General features: G+C 40.6%; 18 protein-coding genes. 15 read left to right on the forward strand and 3 right to left on the reverse strand.

The annotated features are described in order from the left end of the window. Positions 1-4: 4 nt before the first annotated feature. On the forward strand, positions 5-1516 hold the full coding sequence (locus PE36_RS11690; RefSeq protein WP_006032245.1) for a SpoVR family protein: 1512 nt from the start codon (positions 5-7) through the stop codon (positions 1514-1516). Positions 1517-1573: 57 nt separating this feature from the next. On the opposite strand, the gene fadR is transcribed toward PE36_RS11690, so the two are convergent. After that, positions 1574-2353 carry a fatty acid metabolism transcriptional regulator FadR gene (gene fadR / locus PE36_RS11695; protein ID WP_006032246.1) on the reverse strand — a complete coding sequence of 260 codons (780 nt, stop codon included), beginning with the start codon at positions 2351-2353 and terminating at the stop codon, positions 1574-1576. Positions 2354-2607: 254 nt separating this feature from the next. Here fadR and nhaB point away from each other — a divergent pair, with 254 nt between their 5' ends. The 3 genes from nhaB to PE36_RS11710 all read left to right on the forward strand — a co-directional run bounded on the left by nhaB (position 2608) and on the right by PE36_RS11710 (position 5223). Further along, positions 2608-4194: a sodium/proton antiporter NhaB gene (nhaB, locus tag PE36_RS11700; protein ID WP_006032247.1), complete on the forward strand. Its 1587-nt coding sequence runs from the start codon at positions 2608-2610 to the stop codon at positions 4192-4194. A gap of 182 nt (positions 4195-4376) precedes the next feature. Next, entirely contained in the window at positions 4377-4901 is a 525-nt protein-coding gene (dsbB, locus tag PE36_RS11705) for a disulfide bond formation protein DsbB (protein WP_006032248.1), read from the forward strand. A gap of 13 nt (positions 4902-4914) precedes the next feature. Further along, complete coding sequence (locus PE36_RS11710; protein WP_006032249.1) at positions 4915-5223, forward strand: DUF1244 domain-containing protein; 309 nt, start codon at positions 4915-4917, stop codon at positions 5221-5223. A 99-nt stretch (positions 5224-5322) separates the two neighbouring features. Here the strand turns inward: PE36_RS11710 and PE36_RS11715 are convergent, their stop codons facing one another. Together PE36_RS11715 and PE36_RS11720 are read right to left on the reverse strand one after the other, a co-directional pair. Continuing rightward, on the reverse strand, positions 5323-5604 hold the full coding sequence (locus tag PE36_RS11715) for a pyrimidine/purine nucleoside phosphorylase (protein ID WP_006032250.1): 282 nt from the start codon (positions 5602-5604) through the stop codon (positions 5323-5325). Between the two features lie 108 nt (positions 5605-5712). Further along, entirely contained in the window at positions 5713-6930 is a 1218-nt protein-coding gene (locus tag PE36_RS11720; protein WP_006032251.1) for a hypothetical protein, read from the reverse strand. A gap of 336 nt (positions 6931-7266) precedes the next feature. Here PE36_RS11720 and PE36_RS11725 point away from each other — a divergent pair, with 336 nt between their 5' ends. The 11 genes from PE36_RS11725 to PE36_RS11775 all read left to right on the forward strand — a co-directional run bounded on the left by PE36_RS11725 (position 7267) and on the right by PE36_RS11775 (position 20388). Next, entirely contained in the window at positions 7267-8223 is a 957-nt protein-coding gene (locus tag PE36_RS11725; protein ID WP_006032252.1) for a lipid A deacylase LpxR family protein, read from the forward strand. Positions 8224-8353: 130 nt separating this feature from the next. Beyond that, entirely contained in the window at positions 8354-9409 is a 1056-nt protein-coding gene (locus tag PE36_RS11730) for a hypothetical protein (RefSeq protein ID WP_006032253.1), read from the forward strand. A gap of 285 nt (positions 9410-9694) precedes the next feature. After that, positions 9695-10399, forward strand: a complete 705-nt coding sequence (gene pdsR, locus PE36_RS11735) for a proteobacterial dedicated sortase system response regulator (RefSeq protein WP_006032254.1) — start codon at positions 9695-9697, stop codon at positions 10397-10399. After that, on the forward strand, positions 10396-12456 hold the full coding sequence (locus tag PE36_RS11740; RefSeq protein ID WP_006032255.1) for an ATP-binding protein: 2061 nt from the start codon (positions 10396-10398) through the stop codon (positions 12454-12456). The genes pdsR and PE36_RS11740 overlap by 4 nt, the downstream gene beginning before the upstream one ends. 24 nt (positions 12457-12480) lie before the next feature. Further along, the gene (locus PE36_RS11745) at positions 12481-13146 is read left to right on the forward strand and encodes a DUF2982 domain-containing protein (protein ID WP_006032256.1); all 666 of its coding nucleotides are present in this window, start codon (positions 12481-12483) and stop codon (positions 13144-13146) included. Between the two features lie 105 nt (positions 13147-13251). Beyond that, positions 13252-15273 carry a hypothetical protein gene (locus tag PE36_RS11750; protein ID WP_006032257.1) on the forward strand — a complete coding sequence of 674 codons (2022 nt, stop codon included), beginning with the start codon at positions 13252-13254 and terminating at the stop codon, positions 15271-15273. A 165-nt stretch (positions 15274-15438) separates the two neighbouring features. Continuing rightward, positions 15439-15921 carry a hypothetical protein gene (locus PE36_RS11755; RefSeq protein WP_006032258.1) on the forward strand — a complete coding sequence of 161 codons (483 nt, stop codon included), beginning with the start codon at positions 15439-15441 and terminating at the stop codon, positions 15919-15921. 1 nt (position 15922) lies between these two features. Further along, on the forward strand, positions 15923-16759 hold the full coding sequence (locus PE36_RS11760; RefSeq protein WP_006032259.1) for an FTR1 family protein: 837 nt from the start codon (positions 15923-15925) through the stop codon (positions 16757-16759). A 93-nt stretch (positions 16760-16852) separates the two neighbouring features. Next, on the forward strand, positions 16853-18313 hold the full coding sequence (locus PE36_RS11765) for an FAD-dependent oxidoreductase (protein WP_006032260.1): 1461 nt from the start codon (positions 16853-16855) through the stop codon (positions 18311-18313). 49 nt (positions 18314-18362) lie between these two features. Then, complete coding sequence (locus PE36_RS11770; protein ID WP_043994468.1) at positions 18363-18959, forward strand: hypothetical protein; 597 nt, start codon at positions 18363-18365, stop codon at positions 18957-18959. Continuing rightward, positions 18943-20388 (forward strand): hypothetical protein, encoded by a 1446-nt coding sequence (locus PE36_RS11775; RefSeq protein WP_006032262.1) that lies wholly within the window; start codon positions 18943-18945, stop codon positions 20386-20388. The genes PE36_RS11770 and PE36_RS11775 overlap by 17 nt, the downstream gene beginning before the upstream one ends. The last annotated feature ends 57 nt before the right edge of the window (positions 20389-20445 follow it).

The following is a 20445-nucleotide window of genomic DNA, read 5'->3' on the forward strand; positions in this document are numbered from 1 at the left end:
CTATATGTTAAGAGATAAAGTGAAGCAGCTCGACGATGGTCCTGATTGGAACTTTCCATTACTTGAAGAATACCATGTCGAAATCAAACGTATTGCTGAATACTATCGACTTGATACTTACCCCAATCAAATTGAAGTCATCACCACCGAGCAAATGATGGATGCTTATTCTTCTGTCGGGATGCCGATTGGTTATAACCATTGGAGCTTTGGTAAGAAATTTATTCAAACAGAGCAGAGCTATAAACGTGGTCAAATGGGGTTAGCCTATGAAATTGTGATTAACTCAAATCCTTGTATCGCCTACCTGATGGAAGAAAATACCATCCCAATGCAGGCCTTAGTTATCGCGCATGCCTGCTATGGCCATAATTCTTTTTTTAAAAATAATTACCTATTTAAAACATGGACAGATGCTGATTCCATTATTGATTACCTGGTATTTTCAAAGAACTATATTGCTGATTGTGAACAAAAATATGGTATTGATGCCGTTGAGAATATCGTCGATTCTTGTCATGCATTAATGAATTATGGTGTTGATCGATATAAGCGCCCTAGTGAGCCGTCGTTAAGTGAAGAAAAGCGCCGTCAGCAAGAGCGTACTGATTATTTACAAACTCAGGTGAACGAATTGTGGCGTACCCTGCCCCAATACAACCAAAAAGAAGAACCTGTTGAGCCTAATTATCCCGCCGAACCACAAGAGAACATTCTTTATTTTGTTGAGAAAAACGCACCACTGTTACAATCATGGCAACGAGAAATAATTCGTATTGTCCGTAAAATAAGCCAGTATTTTTATCCACAAAAACAAACTCAAGTAATGAATGAAGGTTGGGCAACATTTTGGCATTATACGATGACTAACCATATGTATGACGAAGGGATAGTGTCCGATAAGTTTATGTTAGAGATTTTACATAATCATACTAACGTTATCGCACAACCGGCCTATAATAGTCCTCATTACTCAGGTATGAACCCCTATGCTCTTGGTTTTTCGATGTTTATTGATATCCGGCGTATATGCGAGCACCCAACCGAAGAAGACAAGGCTTGGTTCCCTGATATCGCGGGTAGTGATTGGTTAGACACATTACATTTTGCAATGCAAAACTTTAAAGACGAGAGCTTTATTAGCCAATATTTATCACCAAAAGTAATGCGTGATATGCATTTATTTTCAATCGAAGATAACGAAAATAGTAAGTATATTGAAGTATCGGCAATTCATAATGAAGAAGGCTATCAACGTCTGCGGAGTAAGTTATCTGCTCAGTATAATTTAAGTAATAACGAACCCAATATTCAGGTATTCAATGTCGATAAGAAGGGGGATCGTTCTTTAACGTTACGCTACGTAGCTCATAAAGACATACCACTAGACAATAAATCAGCACAAGAGGTGATGAAACACCTCCATCGATTATGGAGCTTTGACGTTCGTTTAGAACAAGTTCTAGCAAATGGTGAAACAGAGGTTATCAGCCAAAGTTCTAGCCAAAAATCATAAAATTGGTATAAAAAAACCAGTCAATGACTGGTTTTTTATGCATCTATTAGACAATAATTATTTAATGCGTTGTTCGAAAGCCACGCAAATATCATCCCATGTTTCGTCACGATACTGCTGCCAAAGCAGGCCAGAATTCATACCGTAATTACGCACAATATTCAAACAGTCATCCGCTCGATTTTCTACTGCAACCGTTTTTAGTTGTTTGTAAAAATCTTGAGCCAATAAACGTGCTTCTGGGTAATCGAAATAAATTTTACCAAGAATACGATACATATTATCAAAGCCGTTTAGAATCAAAGCATAGACTAAATTACCAGACAAAAAGGCCAATTTGTGTAACATACGGTAATCATATTCAGTGTAAGCATCTTTGTCATCCGCTAATGTTTCAGCTTCAGTTAAAATCTCAGCAACTCTTTCAGGGTCACGTTTGATCGCTGCACGAATAAAAATCACACTAATATTGGTTCGCGCTGACAATAAGTCACGCACTAATTCTGGTAGACGCTCAGGATCTAATCGTACTAAATCTTCTAAAATTGAGAGACTTGATGTTTCCCAAAAATTATTAACCTGTGTTGGTTTCCCATGGCGAATAGTGAGCCAACCATCACGTGCTAAGCGTTGTAGCACTTCACGTAACGTAGTTCGGGTAACACCAATAAGCTCAGAAAGTTCTCTTTCTGCAGGAAGAATTGAACCTGGAGGAAAGCGATTTTTCCAAATCGATTCGATCAGATATTCCTCGGCAAACCCTGCAGGGCTCTTCGCCTTAATAATACCGTCATTCCGACGCCTTCTATTTGTTGTTTTACTATCAGTAATATCCATTTAACTTCTCATTAGGAAATAGAACAGGTTGTGTCCTTTAGGATCTTAGCACCTACAAGCAACTCCGACCAGATTTAAATTAGATACTATCACCAGAATAATTATTTTCCGATTTAAATATTAAAATAAGTTTATTTGCAATAACAATAATCTGTATCAATAAAAAGGATGGCGCACGTCACAAAATATGCTTAGAATATCCCGGTTTTCAAATTACTTAAACTTAATCTTAACAAAATATTGGACAACTCCTCATGGACATAAGCCTTAGTACGGCGGCAAAGTTAAACTTCTTAGGTAACTCACCTCAGTGGTACAAAATTGCAATCGTTGCCTTCCTTATTATTAACCCTTTCATTTTTGCAATCGACCCATTTATTGCAGGTTGGTTATTAGTCGTTGAATTTATTTTCACCTTAGCAATGGCGCTTAAATGCTACCCGCTTCAACCCGGTGGCCTGCTTGCTATTGAAGCGGTCGCAATAGGGATGACATCTGCGGATCAAGTTCAGCATGAAATTGTGAGTAACATCGAAGTATTATTGTTATTAATCTTCATGGTTGCAGGTATTTATTTCATGAAGTCGTTATTACTTTATGTATTTACCAAAATGCTTATTAATATCAAATCAAAAGCATTACTTGCACTTTCTTTTTCTCTTGTTTCAGCTTTTTTATCTGCATTTTTAGATGCATTAACAGTTATCGCGGTTGTAATTAGTGTCGCTATTGGTTTCTACAGCATTTATCACAAAGTTGCTTCAGGTCGTGATTTTAAACAAGATCATGACCATACTGATGATGGTTCTGTAAATGAACTTAAACGTCAAGATCTTGATGATTATCGCGCATTCCTACGTACTCTTATGATGCATGCTGGTGTAGGTACTGCACTCGGCGGTGTATGTACTATGGTTGGTGAACCACAAAATCTAATTATTGCTGAACAAGCAGGTTGGAATTTTCTAGAATTTGCACTACGTATGGCACCTGTAACGGTTCCTGTGTTCTTTTTTGGTCTATTGACATGCGTCCTTGTCGAGAAATTCAAAGTCTTTGGTTACGGCGCGGAATTACCCGCAGCTGTACGCACTATTCTTGTCGATTTTGACAAATATGAAGATGCAAACCGCAGCCAACGTGAACGTGTAAAACTTTACACGCAAGCAGCGATTGGCGTTTGGTTAATTATTGGTCTTGCATTCCATTTAGCGTCGGTTGGTTTAATTGGTTTATCTGTCATCATCCTAGCCACCGCATTTAATGGTATTACTGAAGAGCACGCACTGGGTAAAGCATTCGAAGAGGCACTGCCTTTCACGGCATTACTTGCTGTATTCTTCACTATTGTCGCGGTTATTATTGATCAGCAATTATTCATACCGTTAATTAATTCCGTATTAGCAGCTTCACCACATGATCAACTGCCGTTATTCTATTTGGCTAATGGTATTCTTTCGATGGTGAGTGATAACGTATTCGTTGGTACCGTTTATATCACTGAAGTTAAAGCAGCGTTAGATAATGGTACCGTGACGCGTGACCAATTTGATTTACTTGCTGTGGCAATTAATACCGGTACTAACCTACCATCAGTGGCAACACCAAATGGTCAAGCGGCGTTCTTATTCTTATTAACGTCGGCTGTTGCACCGCTATTACGTTTATCTTATGGCCGTATGGTAATCATGGCACTACCATATACTATCGTAATGACACTTGTTGGTCTTGGTGCGATCCTGTTCTTCTTAGAGCCAATGACAAATAGCATGCTTGAGATGGGCTGGATCACTCCTCATGCTGAGGCCGCTATTGACGCGATAAAATCGACAGGTCACTAGGTCATTAATTCACGAATAAAACGCCGCGATTTGCGGCGTTTTTTTGTGTGGGTAATCGTTTATATCAATGACCACCCACACATAAGCGTTTATTCTTACACACTTTTACACACTGCAGCACATATCTAGTCCGACAATATGTTATAACAGCAGACAATCATTTAATTCATTTGAGATAATATATGTACCAGTTTATTTCTAACCTACCAAAACAACGCCTCCCTTGGGTTTTACTCGCCCTAACAGGTATGGGATTAGAAGCATCAGCCCTGTTCTTTCAATATGTTATGGAACTGAGCCCTTGCGTATTATGCGTTTATGAACGTGTAGCGATAATGGGGATAATCATTGCAGGTTTAGTTGGTGCTATTGCGCCTGCCAATCCAGTCATGCGTTTTAGTGGTTTTGCATTATGGTTCATCAGTGCAGGTTACAGCTTAAGCCTGGCTATTGAGCATGTCGATATTCAACTAAATCCGTCACCATTTTCGACGTGTGACTTCTTCCCTAATTTCCCGACTTGGGTACCACTGCATGAGTGGGCACCTTGGTTGTTTAATCCAACCGGTTTTTGTGATGAAATTAGCTGGCAGTTTTTATCGTATACAATGCCACAATGGTTAATCGTAACCTCTTCAATTTACTTAGCTGTTGCAGCTATCGTATTTAGTTGCCATATTACAGGCCTGATTAAGTCAGCGAAATAACAAGGAATAGATAATGAGCAAACCAGAATTAACTCAAGTTCAACAAGATCAATTGGATGCTAAAGTATTACAGCGTTTATTAGCGCATTTAGATGAGAACAAACAAGTTCAAAATATTGATTTAATGATCTTGGCTGATTTTTGCCGAAATTGCTTAGGTAAATGGTATAAGTCTGCGGCGGATGAACTTGAACTAGACGTGACAGATGAACAAGCAAGAGAACGCATCTACGGTATGACTTATGCAGAATGGAAAGAAAACCACCAGCTTCCAGCAACTGAAGAACAACTTGCAGCATTCAATGCCAAGCCGAAAAAATAACGCTTAGCCATTAATTGAATGGTTTATAGTGGATACTAAAAGGGAGAGTAAACTTAACGTTTACTCTCCCTTTTCTATATTGTGCATTAAACTAAGTGGTTAGCCATATTGACAAAGGTATGCTGTTTCTTGCGCTACTTTAACTTGAAACTTACTGTCGGCAGGCACATTGAACTGCTCACCCGCATTGAATGTTTGCCACTCAGATTGTCCAGGAAGTAACACAGTTAACGCACCTGTAATCACAATCATCACTTCAGCTAAGGCTGTACCAAACTCATACTCACCGACAGCCATCACGCCAACACTTGCTGCTTTATCTGCTTCTTGAAATCCAATAGAAGCCACTTGACCATCAAAATACTGATTTACCTTAAACATCTTAAATCCTTTTATACGGTTAACTTAATCTACAACTAAGATATCAGAATAACCGAAAATAAATTGGATTAACAGTACCCTAACTGACGAACCGATAATTCATGTTGATTAAAAGTTATAATAACCAGTCAACTGGATCATATTATCATCATTGAAGGTTTTATTTGCATAATCGTCATCACTCACATTAAACCACCAGCCTTCTAGGCCAACAGAAAGTGCTTTGGTGACATTTACCTTGGCCTGAACAAAACCATGCTGAGAACCAAAATCAAAATCATAGTTATGACCGATAAGTATTTCGCTATCATTTAAACCATTCAGGGTTACTCTTACACCAGCAAATATGTCATTTTGAAAACTATTATCAAATGCATTTTCACCATGTTGGTCCCAGCTATATTCCGCTAGCAAGTTAACAGCAATATTTTGATTTTGTATTAGCTTAAACTCCGAGCCTAACACCACCGCTCGCGTCGATTTATCTTCAACAATCTTATAAAGCACTTCTGCTTTTAATTCGATCCGGTTCAAATCAGCTTTAATATCCACCGACACTTGATCAACCAAATTAACATGCCAAACAGGGTCTCCGACGTCTGGAGTAATTAATTCAGGTGTGCGTGAATGTCCGCCAAAATAGCTCACGCCAACATCAATATTCTTGATACTCTTGCTATAACGTAGTGCCACATCGGGATGGTATTCTTCTCCCCAACCTTCATATTCATAGCTATAATCATTATCAAAACTAAAGCGAGCCCCCGGTGTTGGCATAGCGGCCTCACGGTAGCCAATCAATATCATCGCTTCCAGTAGTGCGTCTTTAATATTAATACCTAACCTAAACATAGGTTGACCGAGCTTATCTTCTCCGTTCGGTGATTCATTATAATCAGTTTGATTAACAATATCGACCAAATGGTGGTTCTCCATCACCCCCCAATGCACTTGATCAAAGCCGAAAGAAGCTTGCCATTTTTTAGTGACAACAGCTGCTTTTAACTCTCTAAAATCAATATTTGTGCGTTCATCATCTCGTTCATCAAAACGAAGAAATGGATGTACGGTATACACCATATTATTCTGTTCTGATGACGCTTCCACGTGTGGTGACAACGCTATCGATACTTGATGATAAACGGGATAAGGGTAACTACTATCCACGGGCTGCATTGCTTGATCTGGTCGGTCTAAGAATATGCGCTGCTCCAAGCTTGCGCTACCCTTTACTTTTATTTCAGCGTTGACGGTGGTCAAAACGCTCGACGTTATAAAGCCTAAGGTAATTAACCCGCAGCATTTTATTAATGATTTCAATTTCATTCCCCATCAAAGAAACCAGTAACTAGGGCGAAGTAATAAACAACGATCCTTGTTGTCTTATTTATATCTACGCCTAAGCCATATCAGCTTGAAATAACTTGGGTGTAGATTTTTCATTAGTATGTCTTTGTATGCTTATGCGAAGCAATTTTTTTATAAAAAACCATGCCTAGCAAGTATCGATATCTAGCACTTCATAACCAATAAGTATGAGCGCAAGCCTAAACCAAGCATTAAATAACGACACCAGGCATAATCTTGGTATAATTAGTGCTTAAGATTATTTATTAACATATTTGACAGGTAACGACGTAAAAATGACACAAAGGAATACACATGCGTTTTAAATTATTCAGCATTATATTGCTCGCTTTAAGCCCAATGAGCAGTTTTGCAAGCGGTTGGCTATTTGGCATGCATAATGACGTGATCTCAGATGAAGATGGTAACTATACCAATGCAGTTTTCATTAACTACACTGCAGAAGCACCAGCTTTAAATAATCAGTTTTGGCAAGCATTAACGGCCTTTGATCCTAACGCACTTAAATATGCAGTGAATTATCAATTCGGTCAGCAAATGTGGACGCCCAGTGATATATCAGCCATTACTCCCCAAACTGATGAGCGCCCATACGCTGGCCTGTTGTTTGGTGAAGCAAGTGTATTAGGTTACAGCGCCGTGAGTTCTTATCGTCTGTCATTGTTAGTGGGCGGTGTCGGTGAGCAATCAAGAGCAGGTGACACCCAAAAATTCATTCATGATGCGATTGATGCCACCACACCCCAAGGTTGGGACTACCAAGTTAAAGATGAGATTGTTTACCAAGTCACCGCAGAGGCAGATCAACTTGTCGGCCGGCCACTCATGCTCATTGGTGAATCGGATCTGTCAATTTATCAACGCGTAGCTGTCGGTAACTTTCAAAGTGAAGTGGCCTTTGGTTCGACGGTACGTTGGGGGGTCGATTTAGGGGCTAACTATAATAATCTCAGCCTACACCCGCACCGATTACAAGGCATGTTACTGGCGCCAAATAGCTCAGGTATCATGCTTTATGCGACAGCAGAAATTCGTTATCGTTTTAATGATATAACCATTGAAGGTGAAACCCCCGTTGAAGTGCCCGACATCACCTTAAAAAACATACAAGCGACGGCTGCGGCGGGATTACTTGCTTACTATCAAAATATTGGCATAAAGTTTAGTGTCGTTGCAATGAGTCCGGACTATGAAGAAGACCCACACAAAGAATATATAGTAGGCAGTCTGGGGTTATTCTGGCAGTTTTAATAGATCCCCATCACAAAATGGTTGAAATATGCCCGTTTGTTAAAATAGCTAAAAGTAGTTATCCGTTACTAATTAGCCGTGTTAGTATGCCCGCAAATTAGTCACCTTTCTGCTTTAAGATACATTTAACATGCATGATTCTTCATTAACATATACTCGCCGCCCTAAAGGCACCCTTGCAATGTGCAGCTTGTATGCCTTTACTGGCGCAGCGATTACCGCATCAGTAATTTTCTCACTGCTACTCTTTTTATCTATTCACGATAAATTACTCATGCAAATTTTGTTCGGAAGTTTAGCCGTCATTTTTGAACTGGGTAAATTCTTTGCTTGGTACGAATTTGGTGAGCGAGTTGCACGCAAAGCATTCCATGCCGCAGTTGTAGCGCTAGGTTTCTATTGTATCCTGGCTATTATCTCGATAGGCGGTAGTATCGGTGGTATTAACAGTGCAACCAATGTGGCACAACAGTATGTTGATCAACGCGACAACAAGGTAAATGCAATCACCCTGCAAATATCAGCGATCGACGATGAAATTGCGCTTAATAACAAAGCCGCAGATAAATACCTCGAATTACAAATGATTTCACTTGGTGTGACTCGGATCCAAAAAGAAAATCAAATTCTCCGTGAAAAACAAACACAACTTAGAATTGAGCGTGATAGCGTTCCGGTCTCTGAAAAAGGGTCGGTTATCAGTTTGATCGCAAGCCTAGCGAAAATTCTTAATACCACAACAGAAAATGCACAATCATGGTTAGTGATCTTTTTATCGGTATTACTTGATATTTTCGCTGCTTTCTTTGTCGGTTTGATTGGTGAAGAACTGCGTTTCCGCCATTCAATTAACCGTAAAAAACAGCAAGAAAGAGAACAAGAAAAAGCCGATAAGGCTGAACATTTACGCCTGTTAGCGACACAAAACTATATCGAAATTGAAGCACCTGCTCAATTAGAAAATCAATCGTTATTAATTAAAAAGCAAATGTCCGTAAGGTCTTCCGCTATCTTACAAGCAGCGCAAGAACAAGATTTGAAATGCTCTAAAAAATACATCGCTGAGATTCTGCAGTTGAGCATAGATGAAATAGACCGTGCTTTTGAGGAATTTCTATTTTTCGGTATCGTTGAAAGAAAGCGTAACAACCATTTACGCTGGATAAGACAAGCAGATGTAGCTTAACACCTCTACTTTGTTCGATAAACCAGCACAGTAGTAACAATCGCTGCGGTGTTGGTTTTATTTTTTTCAAACAATATACTTCAATATCAACACTTCTCGTCATGTAGATACATTATTAAAAAGCTAATTCCCAAGTTACTTCAAGATGCGATAGCAGAGACTAGCAGGGATATATAATATGAATCTCGACAGGCTTGCTAAAAGCTGTATTAATATTTTTATCCTTGATAACATAGCACGACATAGAAGCGCACCTCCCTATTATCGATTTATGAGTTAGTCCGAATGATAAAACAACAATTACATATTGCCCTCGTTGAAGATGAAATCAATATCGCAGAAAATTATCGTGATGCATTACAACGAATCGGCTACCGGGTTTCACTCTTTCATAATCGTCAGGACGCACTAGCGGCCTTTGCCCTTGCATTGCCTGATATGGCTATTATTGATGTCGGTTTACAGGGTGAATACGAAGGTGGCTTTGATCTATGCCGTGCATTACGCCAACTTTCAGAAACCCTACCGATTATATTTTTAACGGCGCGAAACAGTGAACTAGACGAGATTTCAGCGTTACGTCTTGGCGCTGATGATTACCTAACAAAGGACGTCAGTATTCATCAGGTTTTAGCGCGTGTGGCGGCACTTTTTCGCCGGATCCAAGCGTTAAAAAAACCACCGTCAGTAAACGAACAAGTCATCACTCATGGTTCATTGCGGATCAATATCGAACGTATTGAGACTTACTGGCAAGATCAGCCCGTTATGCTCACGTTAACTGAGTTTTGGATTGTACATACCCTTGCTAAGTACCCTGGTCAGGTTAAAAATCGAGACCAACTCATGGATGCCGCACATGTGGTACTCGATAACAATACCATCACCACACACATCAAGCGCATACGCAAAAAATTCAGTTACATAGATGCCGAATTCAACGCCATTAAAACAGCTTACGGGATGGGTTATCGCTGGGTTATTGAGTGAAAATTCGCTTCAACTTAAAGACGCAGCTCCTACTTGTTGCCAGCCTAATGTTATTACTGCCTTGGGCTGGTTGTCAGAGTGTTCGTATTTTAGAAACCAGTCTACGCCAAAGCCACAGCCAGTTACTGGATGTGCAAATGACCGCAGCAATACAACAACTTCAACACAAACTAAACCAGTCTCAACATTCCGTCTTTAATACTAACCAAGGTAACTATTACGCCCCGCTCACTGACAGTAAAATGTTATTGGACGGATTTGATGGTGAAGAAAGTGATTGGGAAAATATCACCACACCTTGGTTTCAACTTAACAACTATGATCACGAGGCCGATTTATCGGCAGAAGCAAAGCCAGCCACAACAGCCAAATTTAGGTTAGCTGCAAATGATAGATTACTCTATATCTTTATACAGACATCAGCGCTGACACCGCATTATTATAATCCAATGCAACCGCAGCGAGCAGCAGATCAGCTTAATATCCGCACTATCAATAATACGGGTCTGGTTTCGCATTGGCAGATTAACCCACAAGGTTCTGGTCGTGTAGAAATAAAAAACACGAGTCAGGCAATGACCTCCGGCCGAGATGCTGGCACCTGGTTATGGCGCGATGGTCACTACAATATTGAAATTGCAATACCAATTGACTTAGCAAGCAATGCGATTGGCTTTGATCTCATACTTAATGGCAATCAAATAAATCAACATTTAAAATCTAAGCCAACAATGACTTACGAACGCAGTCTAGTGCGTGAAAAATTGGGTTTAAACCACCAACTCGCTAACTATTCACAACCCGGACTAAGTTTGTATTTACTTAATAGCCAATATTGGTTGGTTGGGCAACAAAATGCAGATCAGTGGATGAATGACGCAGATGATGATAGTGACCAAGCAGAGCCATCCTGGTTCACCAATGCAATTTACAACAAGTTATTTACCTCCAACTCATTACCTTATTGGCGAGAACCTACCAGCCAAGGCCGCTGGATATCACCACAACAATTAGAACAAACAACTTGGTACCAAGACTCACCGATTAATAAGCAACTACACAGTAAAGTTATTATCGCTAACGGCCAACAATTCTATTTTGTTGCCGTACAAGATTCACGACAAAGTTTACTGTCTGCCAGCGAAGCGTTAAACCAATTATTGATATTACTGTTTACTATCATCGCCGTTATTGTCACTGGCTTATTTGCATTTGCATCGTCTTTGTCTTGGCGTATTGTTCAAATGAAGAAAAACTACCGCGCCGCAATCGATAGCGACGGTAAAATAATGGCGGTGCCAGCCGCCAGCAGACTGCCTGATGAATTGGGTGATTTATCCCGAGTGATGCAACAACTGACGATTAATCAAGGTAAGTACACTGACTATCTGGCTACATTGGCAGATAAGCTTTCTCACGAATTGAAAACACCGGTTGCCGTTATTCGCACATCGCTCGAAAACCTTGAATTGTCGAACTTAGACCCGGAAGCAACAAAATATCTCATACGGGCAATGCAAGGCACAAATCGCCTAAGCCAAACATTAAACGCACTCAGTGAAGCCAATAAATTAGAGCAAAGCTTTGAATATGCACAGTGGCAAGTGGTCCCATTTGACGATATGTTAGAAGAGCTAACCGAGGCTTACCGACAAATTTACAGCCGTCATCAATTTCAATTAGAATACGACCATGGTGATGATTACACGATAAATCTAGCCCCAGAACTTATCGTCCAATTACTCGACAAGCTCATCAGTAATGCCGTTGATTATGCGCCCGTAGATCAACCAATTCGCTTTAAGCTAAATAAGATAAACACGCAACTACAACTCTCGGTCGAAAACCAAGGGCCGCACTTTAGCAGTGATAATATCCCCCAACTGTTTGACTCTATGGTCTCCAATCGTCAGCAATCAGATACTCCACATCTTGGTTTAGGTTTACATATCGTCAAGTTAATCAGTGACTTCCATCATGGAAACATAAGTGCAAGAAACTTACCGGGTGATAAAGGCGTTATATTTAAGCTATTATTACCTATAGAAAACAAATAACAGCGCTTAGCGAGGAGGAACCTCATGTTAATACGGCCTATCGCAAAACGTAATGGCGTCACGGTGACGATTGTTGCTGCCCTGTTCATTTTCAGCAGCATCATTTCGTTGTTAACAACATCTGCAGACACAGACAATTACCTTTATTTTCCTCTATCAGCAGGGGCGCTTATGGTTGGTATATGCTTGTTAATTGTTGGGATCGTGAAAATTAATGACGTATATTACCGCTTCTCACTGACCAAAGAAGGTCTGCATTATTTCACATCACGAGGTGGTTTTACTATCCTCTGGCAAGATATACAACGCATCGATATACCAAAGATAAATGAGGGATTAGAGTTAAAAGAATTACCTTATATCGGCATCCGTCTCAAACAACGAGAGCACCTTATCAATAGCGCTTCCCTGCCTACTTTATCTCATATGTTATTAGAACAAAGAGCCCTTACCATGCTCACAGAACCCAATTCAACACTCTATGGCAATGCCGATAATATGCTTTATCCAGACGTAAAAGCAACCCACAATTATCACGGGCTACAGGCCATGTTTATTAACCGCATGCAGTATCTCCACAATACGCTTGGTTATGATATTTACTTCCCCAACGATGATCTCGATCGTGCACCGGCAGAATTTGTTCAACTATTACGCGAGTTTAAAACAGATTGTTCTAGATCATTATAAATAGTAATAGTTATCAATTAGAGTTGCATTTCACATATTTATATGGATAATACGAACCATTCTCATTAAGACATAGTCTATTATAAAAAATAAAAAGGATTTGTTGTGAAAAAATCTGCCCTTTGCTTTGCCATCTCTTCGGCGTTACTTACTGCTTCATTTGCATCACATGCTGCAAACGTAAAAGTACTTGATAAAACCCTTTCTCCAGCTGCAAACTTTCTTGCATATACAGAATTCGAATTATCAGGTGAACCACTTGCTGAAGCACTAGGCTTAGACCTTGATGTTTTAGATCCAAACCAAGTTGATCAACCGACTGCATTCGATTATGCAGCGGGTATTGAAAGCTACGAGTATTCAGAAGAAGCGATGTATGCGTTAAACTACCAATCAACGATGGGGCCTCACCTAGTTAATGGCCCAGTTAACCAAGCACGTGGCGGTTCTCTTGCTGACTTAGGTAAACGTTTCATCTCGCTTTCAGCGGCTGTTGGTTTCCCAAGTGAAGAAATCCCACTAAACATGTACCCTATTTCAGTACCGTACGTTTCAGGTAGCCCTGAATTTGTAGGTCAAGTAGATACAACAAAAGTGAATGGCGAAGAGCTAGAAGTATTATCTGCAACAGGTAAAGCAGCGGTACACAACACAGTGATCCCAGCTTACTTCCGTGATTACAAAACGCTAGCATGGGACAGCGCAAGCTTTGATAAAGCCTTAAACCCTGGCGCAATCGGCAGCATCTTCCTTAAAGAAGTGATGTGGTCACAAGATTTCCTCGGTGGCATGCACGTTACAGCTACAGATGAAGAAGTTGAAGCAACATCAAGCACAATGGATCAAGATGGCGTACACAGTCTTGGTGTATCGGCTGCCGATGGTTTCAACGGTATGATCTTAACTGAAATGTCACTAGACAAACTCCTTATCCTGCAACAGCAACTTGGCTTTGACGGTAAGAACCTCGGTGTTAAATTCGGCCCTGACTACGATGCATCTAAAAACCCAATCTGGTTTGCACATAAAGTAGCTGTGAATGAAACCCAAAAGAACAACGTAAATAACATCGGTAAATTAACCGTTACAGATGGTTCATCATCACTACGTGATACGTGGATGCTATTATGGCCAGTAAGTGAATTCTATGCATTTACAGATCAACGTACAGCGAACACAGCTCAAAATCCTGCGTTTAAAGCTGTATTTGATGGCAAACCATTTGCTGCAGCACCAAAACAAAATATTGATAGCAACACAAGCAACAATATCATTGCTGACGATGCATTCTCTGTGGCAAGCAACGTTGCTAACCTATCGTTCCAAAACTTAGCAAACCTACACTTCAACAAGAAGGCGGGTACGTTTGTAACGAAATACGACGGTAAGCAAAATGCACAAGTTGAGACATTTGACGCTGCATACAGCATCGTCGCACTATCAATTTACCAACGTTCACAAGATGCACTACCTGTTGGTTATGCAGCGGCAGACGCCGGTGATGTTGATCTAGCTACGCCTCAAGGTAAACAAGCACTTGGTCTAATTAAAGCACAAGCAGATTACATCGTTAATACGCTAGTGGCGAAAAATGGTCTAGTGTACGATGGCGCGACGATTGGTAAGTCAGTAGATAAAAATCAGTCACTTGACGCACAGTTTGCTGCAATCCGTGGTTTGGTTTCTGCATACCTTGCGACACAAGATGATACTTACAAGCAAGCGGCACGTTCTATCTTCCTCGCGGTAGAGAAAAACATGTTTGATGCAGAGTTAGGTACATGGGCTCAAACGCCAGGTAAAGCAACAATTCACACACCGCTAACTGCTGCGGCAATCTCGGGTGGTTTACGTGAAACAATGCTTCACCTTGCTAACGAAGAAGGCGAGCACGTTCCAGCACTAGAACTACAACACTTAACTGAGCGTTACACTGCTTGGTTCAAGAAAGTAGTTAACGGTGGTCAACAATTAGCTGAATGGGTTGGTGATTCAGGTGAAAACTTACTGAAAAACAGTTCAACTACCGATTCAGATAATGATGGCGTACAACAAGTAACAGGTGCTGGCGGTAAATACGGTACAGCACAAACAATGGCAGCAAAAGTGTCGGTTAGTGCAAACTAGTCTCACCCTTTTGGCAATGAACAGCCATCTCGCAGCACACTTGTTAATTAACGTGTATTGATTAATGAAAGTGTTGCGAAACTAAAATAAAAGTTGCAAAAAGGGATGAGTATTTACTCAGCCCTTTTCGCGTTTTCATTCCGTCGATATGAATAAGGTTTTATCATGTCAGTTCAAGTAGCAACCCCAACCGGTGATAACATCTGGTCACGTTTACAGTGTCATTTTAAACGTCTCGCTTTTCATCATAAAAAAGCCGAAGCGATATTATATTTGATGTTCCTGTCAGGACTTTTACTGTGGCCATTTATTACTATTCCATGGCAAGTCGAGCGCACGGTGTTACTGATGCATATGCTTGCAGGTATTAGCATCTTCCCTACTTTTGTTGGTAGTTTCTGGCTGTCTCATCGAAATCTTATTCAAAACAGTAATAAAAAATTCTTACGTCAAACCGGTACTATTATCGAATACTTGCTCATTGCTTGTACCCTTACCGGTATCTACCTTACTTTTTGGGGTAACACGGGTAATAACTTCAGTATCCTCATGCAAGATATCCATTTTTACAGCTCATGGCTGCTTGCCCCGCTTGTTCTTCGCCACGCTTGGCGCTGGACTGTGATCAAATTCTTTAGGAAGTCTTAATATGTTTGCCAGTTTTTTAATCACTTTTCGTGAAGGACTTGAAGCCTTCCTACTCGTTGGCATTATACTTTCTTACTTAGCAAAGCTTGGCCAATCAAAACACAACAAACTTATCTATCTGGGTGTTGCGCTCGGTTTGATTGCCTCATTAATTGTCGCTTTCATTTTCCAATTCGTTGTCGATCAGTTCGATGCGCATGAATACCGTAATTTATTAATGGCGGGTATTTTAGGCTTCGCTACCTTGGTACTCACCTACATGGCCATTTGGATGCAACGCCAAGCCAAAACCCAAGTCTCTAATATGCAACAGAACATTCGCGAAATATTAACGACAGGCAATGTCTTTGGTTTAATCTTTTTGGCTTTCCTTGCGGTCATGCGCGAAGGCTTTGAAACTGTGCTATTTTTCTCGGCGTTGATGTATTCAGGTCAAGGCGATTTCTCACTACAAGATGGGTTAATCGGTGCAGGCGCAGGTTTAATCGCATCGCTGATATTAGTTATCGTACTGATGCGTGGTACCCGCAAAGTACCACTACAAGCCTTCTTTAAGTGGACCAGCTTGTTGATTATCATTATTGCCGCTGGCCTATTATCTTCGGCAAGTAACATGCTACAAAGCGCAGACGTGTTACCTGTATTCCAGACTGCCGTGTTTGATATTAGCCATATCCTTGATGATCAAGGTGTATTTGGTACTTTCCTACGGGCATTATTTGGCTATAATTCATCACCTAATTTATTACCGCTTGTTATTTGGTTCGCATATTTAGCGATATTCACTGTATTTTGGCATCGTGGATACCAAGCGCCAGCTAAAACAACCACAGCTTAGTTTTAAACAATAAAATGAGTGACTAACATAAATACACGCTATTTATGTTAGTCACATTAAGAATAAAAAAACATATTAATTATTGAGTAAATCATGTCGAAACAAATTGTAATTTTAGGTGCAGGCCCAGCCGGACTAATGGCTGCATGGGAATTTAATCAAGCCGGTTACCAAGTAACGATCCTAGAACGTGAAGAGTTTGTTGGTGGCATGTGCGCAACGCAAACTTTCCAAGGTGAAAAAGGTGAATACCGTTTTGATTATGGCGGCCATCGCTTTATTACTAAAAACCCGAAACTATTACAGTTTATCGATGACTTAATGACTGACGATCTGCTGTATGCAGAGCGTACCAGTGTGATCCGTTTTAAAGGGCGTACCTACAACTACCCGCTTGCGATTGGTAACTTATTACGTAATGCGCCGATAAGTTTATTAGCCGGAGCGGCTATTGATCTGGTTTTTAAATTGCCCTTCCAAAAACGCCCAAGTGAACAAAGCACCAGTAACTTTGCCGAATGGATTGAAACCCGTTTTGGCACCACCTTATACAAAAACTTCTTTGAAGGTTACACTGGTAAACTATGGGGTATCGACCCGCGTCAATTATCAGCCGACTGGGCATCGCAACGCATTAGTTTGTTAGATTTAAAAGATGTGGCACGTCGCCTGATCCCAACACGTGGCGCAACCCCACGCACTTACGCTAAAAAATACCGTTATCCTAAACTCGGCTTTGGCCAGATGTACACCAAGCTTGCTGACAAACTGCAAGCACAAGGTGTAACGATTGTTCGAGGCGCTAATATCACCGCATTAGAACAAGGTCGTGATGATCTTAAAAATAAGAGTAGAATTGATGCCGTCACTTATGAGCTTAACGGTGAAACATTCTCGGTTAATTGTGATCACGTGGTCGGCACTATTCCTTTACCTGTGGTCTGTAAATTAACCGGGTTTGACTCTGGCCTAACTTACCGCTCTCTGCGCTTTTTCAATATGCCGATGGATATAGAAAACGTGTCACAAAATACCTGGCAGTACCTGTCTGACCCAGAGTTAATCGGTACCCGTTTGCAAGAACCACGTCGCCGTTCGCCATTCATGGCACCCAAAGGGCAAACATCAGTGATGATCGAGATCCCGTGTAATAAAGGTGATGATGTTTGGCATATGGATAACGACAAACTATTAAAACGCGTAAAACAAGATCTTGATCATCTAGGCGTGCCCGATGTAAGTACTGGTGAATTCTTTACCACTTACACCGAATACGCTTATCCAATGATGGATGTAAGTTATAACGCTAAACGTGAACGTGCAATCACTCATCTTAACCAATTTGGCAACTTGGTTATGACTGGGCGCCAAGGTACATTCCGTTACATCTTCACTGATACTGCGATGGAAATGGGCTTAATGGCGGCAGAAGGTATTATTAAGGGTGAAGATAATCGTCGCCAGATCTTTGACCACCGTAACGAAAAAACCGTGATTGAAGTGCAAAGCATTATGGATGATAAAAAAACGCCCGAGGATAAACATGTCGCTTAAACCTATTATACTATTGACCAAAATAGACACTAAACATGCAGCCAGAAAAATGACGATTAGTAGAAACTTAACATCATTGTTATTCAGCTTCTTCATATTGCTATTTAGTACGCAAAGCTTTGCTTATTCTTATGCTGCAGCGGGTAAAGAGCCGTTAATTGAGGGTCGTGAAGCCTTGTTAAAAGCGTTATCGGCAAGTGATTATAGTGCGGTGCAAACTGCCTATGATTCGATGCAAAAAGAGTTTGTTTATTTTAACGAGCACCATGGGCTCGCTGTCGATAAACAAATGCAAACAGCAATCACTAATAAAGATCAGCAAGGTGTGGCAACAGCATTAATCACCACGATAAAAGCAGAAGTCATGCGTCGCCTTGAAGGTGCAGAGCAAAACATCAATGAATATCAAGTGGCTAAGGTACTGGTCGTCAAAAGTAAGTTATTCATTGATTTACTTGCTGCTGATTTAACTGCCGACAATCGTCAAAAGGCCGATAAAGCTATTCGCGGCGCCCTTGCATCGATTGGTAACCCGGGGGTATTTGGTGTGGGTCAAAAACCTGCAGACTTAACGCGCTACATTGAATACCGTACAAATTTACAAGCGGCATTACAATTTACATTACCCGATGCACCAACAAAATAATACGCCTTGGCGCACTGATTTAATCGTCTGTATTAGCTTAATAGCCTGCATTGCAGGCTATTTTGGTTTACTCAATTATTACAGCTTTGATATTAGCAGTGATGATGCGCTTTATTTTCAGCGTGCGTTGAGCCACTTTTCAGTATTAGAGTTTAGCCCTCACTTTCCCGGTTACCCTGGTTTTGTTTGGCTAGAACGACTTATCAGCGCAATAAGTTCACATCCCAACAGTAATGTATTACTCAGTTTTCTTTCTGCAATTGCACTTACGGTAAGTGTTTTTGTGTATTGCTACCAACGTATGCAAATAAAGTCATTTGCATTATTTTCAGTGCTGCTGTTTTTACTGCAAGGCAACATCGCCGAATTAGCCTTTAACGGTTTATCAGACGCTTCCGCCCTGTGGTTCTTTAGCTTATATTTATTATTAACCCGTTTTCATCTACCGCTCGGCTCAACCCCTTTATTAAAGACTAAATTACACCGGGTATTACAGCCTCTTTTACAAGGCCAGACATTCAGCGCGGTTATCAGCGGATTGTTACTAGCGGCATGTTTAGCAACCCGGCCTTCTTATTTACCGCTAGTAGCCACTGCTATGTTGCTAGGACTGCTTTATCACCGTCAACGCAGACAAGGTTATCAACGACTAGGCTGGCAGATATTAAGCATTACCCTTGTAGGCATCCTTTGCGCGCTCTATGTGTTCATGCAAGACGGTTGGGCCTATATTGAGGAAGGTCGGCGATTTACCCAAGGTCACTTTACGATTTGGGGTAATACCACCAGTACAACAGACTCGCGACTGAGCCAGTGGCTAACTACATTAACCAATACTTATTCCACTCTCGGGGTTATATTATTAACCTCGATGCTAGCCATTGGTTTATATCAACAAAAAACACGTGGATTAAGTATTCTGGTGTGTTGTTGGTTTGCCTGGATCATCCGTGGACAGAATCCAGAGAATATTCGTCACTTAGCCGTTTTCAGTTTATTGTTACCGATTATCTGCGCGCAACTCATTGAACACTTTTACCAAACTCAGCGTATGCGCCCTGCTCTATACATATTAAGTTTTATCTTACTTGTCACACTGGGTTATCACAGTATCAAACAATTCACCCAACAAAGAAATGCCCCTGTATTACAAGTGACTCAGTTCTTTAAAACAATGAACAAGCAGCAAATTATTATCAGTAATTATAACATTGATAATTTACGGCATAACCTGCCGCAACATGTGATTTTAGACCGACATTATCAAAGCAGCAGTAATTACCTAGCACAACAGCTAGGCTACTGGCGACTGAGTAGTAATAAGTTAAATAGTGGAGGCTTGGTAGCTCTATTTAAAGGCCGCTTTCTTGGCGAACGGAGTTTATACCTATATTACTTTGATCTTAATCATTTAAACACACGAACATAGCTACAAATATTGCACTATGATTTCAACGCGATATAATGATAACCATTCTTAATCGTA

Source organism: Moritella sp. PE36 (genome assembly GCF_000170855.1).
Classification (GTDB): domain Bacteria; phylum Pseudomonadota; class Gammaproteobacteria; order Enterobacterales; family Moritellaceae; genus Moritella.

Bases quoted from the DNA above. Each gene is read 5' to 3' on its own strand.
- PE36_RS11760 (WP_006032259.1), top strand. From the start codon at position 15,923: ATGTTTGCCAGTTTTTTAATCACTTTTCGTGAAGGACTTGAAGCCTTC.
- PE36_RS11725 (WP_006032252.1), top strand. From the start codon at position 7,267: ATGCGTTTTAAATTATTCAGCATTATATTGCTCGCTTTAAGCCCAATG.
- PE36_RS11730 (WP_006032253.1), top strand. From the start codon at position 8,354: ATGCATGATTCTTCATTAACATATACTCGCCGCCCTAAAGGCACCCTT.
- PE36_RS11690 (WP_006032245.1), top strand. From the start codon at position 5: ATGTTAAGAGATAAAGTGAAGCAGCTCGACGATGGTCCTGATTGGAAC.
- PE36_RS11745 (WP_006032256.1), top strand. From the start codon at position 12,481: ATGTTAATACGGCCTATCGCAAAACGTAATGGCGTCACGGTGACGATT.
- PE36_RS11765 (WP_006032260.1), top strand. From the start codon at position 16,853: ATGTCGAAACAAATTGTAATTTTAGGTGCAGGCCCAGCCGGACTAATG.
- pdsR (WP_006032254.1), top strand. From the start codon at position 9,695: ATGATAAAACAACAATTACATATTGCCCTCGTTGAAGATGAAATCAAT.
- fadR (WP_006032246.1), bottom strand. From the start codon at position 2,353: ATGGATATTACTGATAGTAAAACAACAAATAGAAGGCGTCGGAATGAC.
- PE36_RS11720 (WP_006032251.1), bottom strand. From the start codon at position 6,930: ATGAAATTGAAATCATTAATAAAATGCTGCGGGTTAATTACCTTAGGC.
- dsbB (WP_006032248.1), top strand. From the start codon at position 4,377: ATGTACCAGTTTATTTCTAACCTACCAAAACAACGCCTCCCTTGGGTT.
- nhaB (WP_006032247.1), top strand. From the start codon at position 2,608: ATGGACATAAGCCTTAGTACGGCGGCAAAGTTAAACTTCTTAGGTAAC.
- PE36_RS11755 (WP_006032258.1), top strand. From the start codon at position 15,439: ATGTCAGTTCAAGTAGCAACCCCAACCGGTGATAACATCTGGTCACGT.
- PE36_RS11770 (WP_043994468.1), top strand. From the start codon at position 18,363: ATGACGATTAGTAGAAACTTAACATCATTGTTATTCAGCTTCTTCATA.
- PE36_RS11710 (WP_006032249.1), top strand. From the start codon at position 4,915: ATGAGCAAACCAGAATTAACTCAAGTTCAACAAGATCAATTGGATGCT.
- PE36_RS11715 (WP_006032250.1), bottom strand. From the start codon at position 5,604: ATGTTTAAGGTAAATCAGTATTTTGATGGTCAAGTGGCTTCTATTGGA.
- PE36_RS11775 (WP_006032262.1), top strand. From the start codon at position 18,943: ATGCACCAACAAAATAATACGCCTTGGCGCACTGATTTAATCGTCTGT.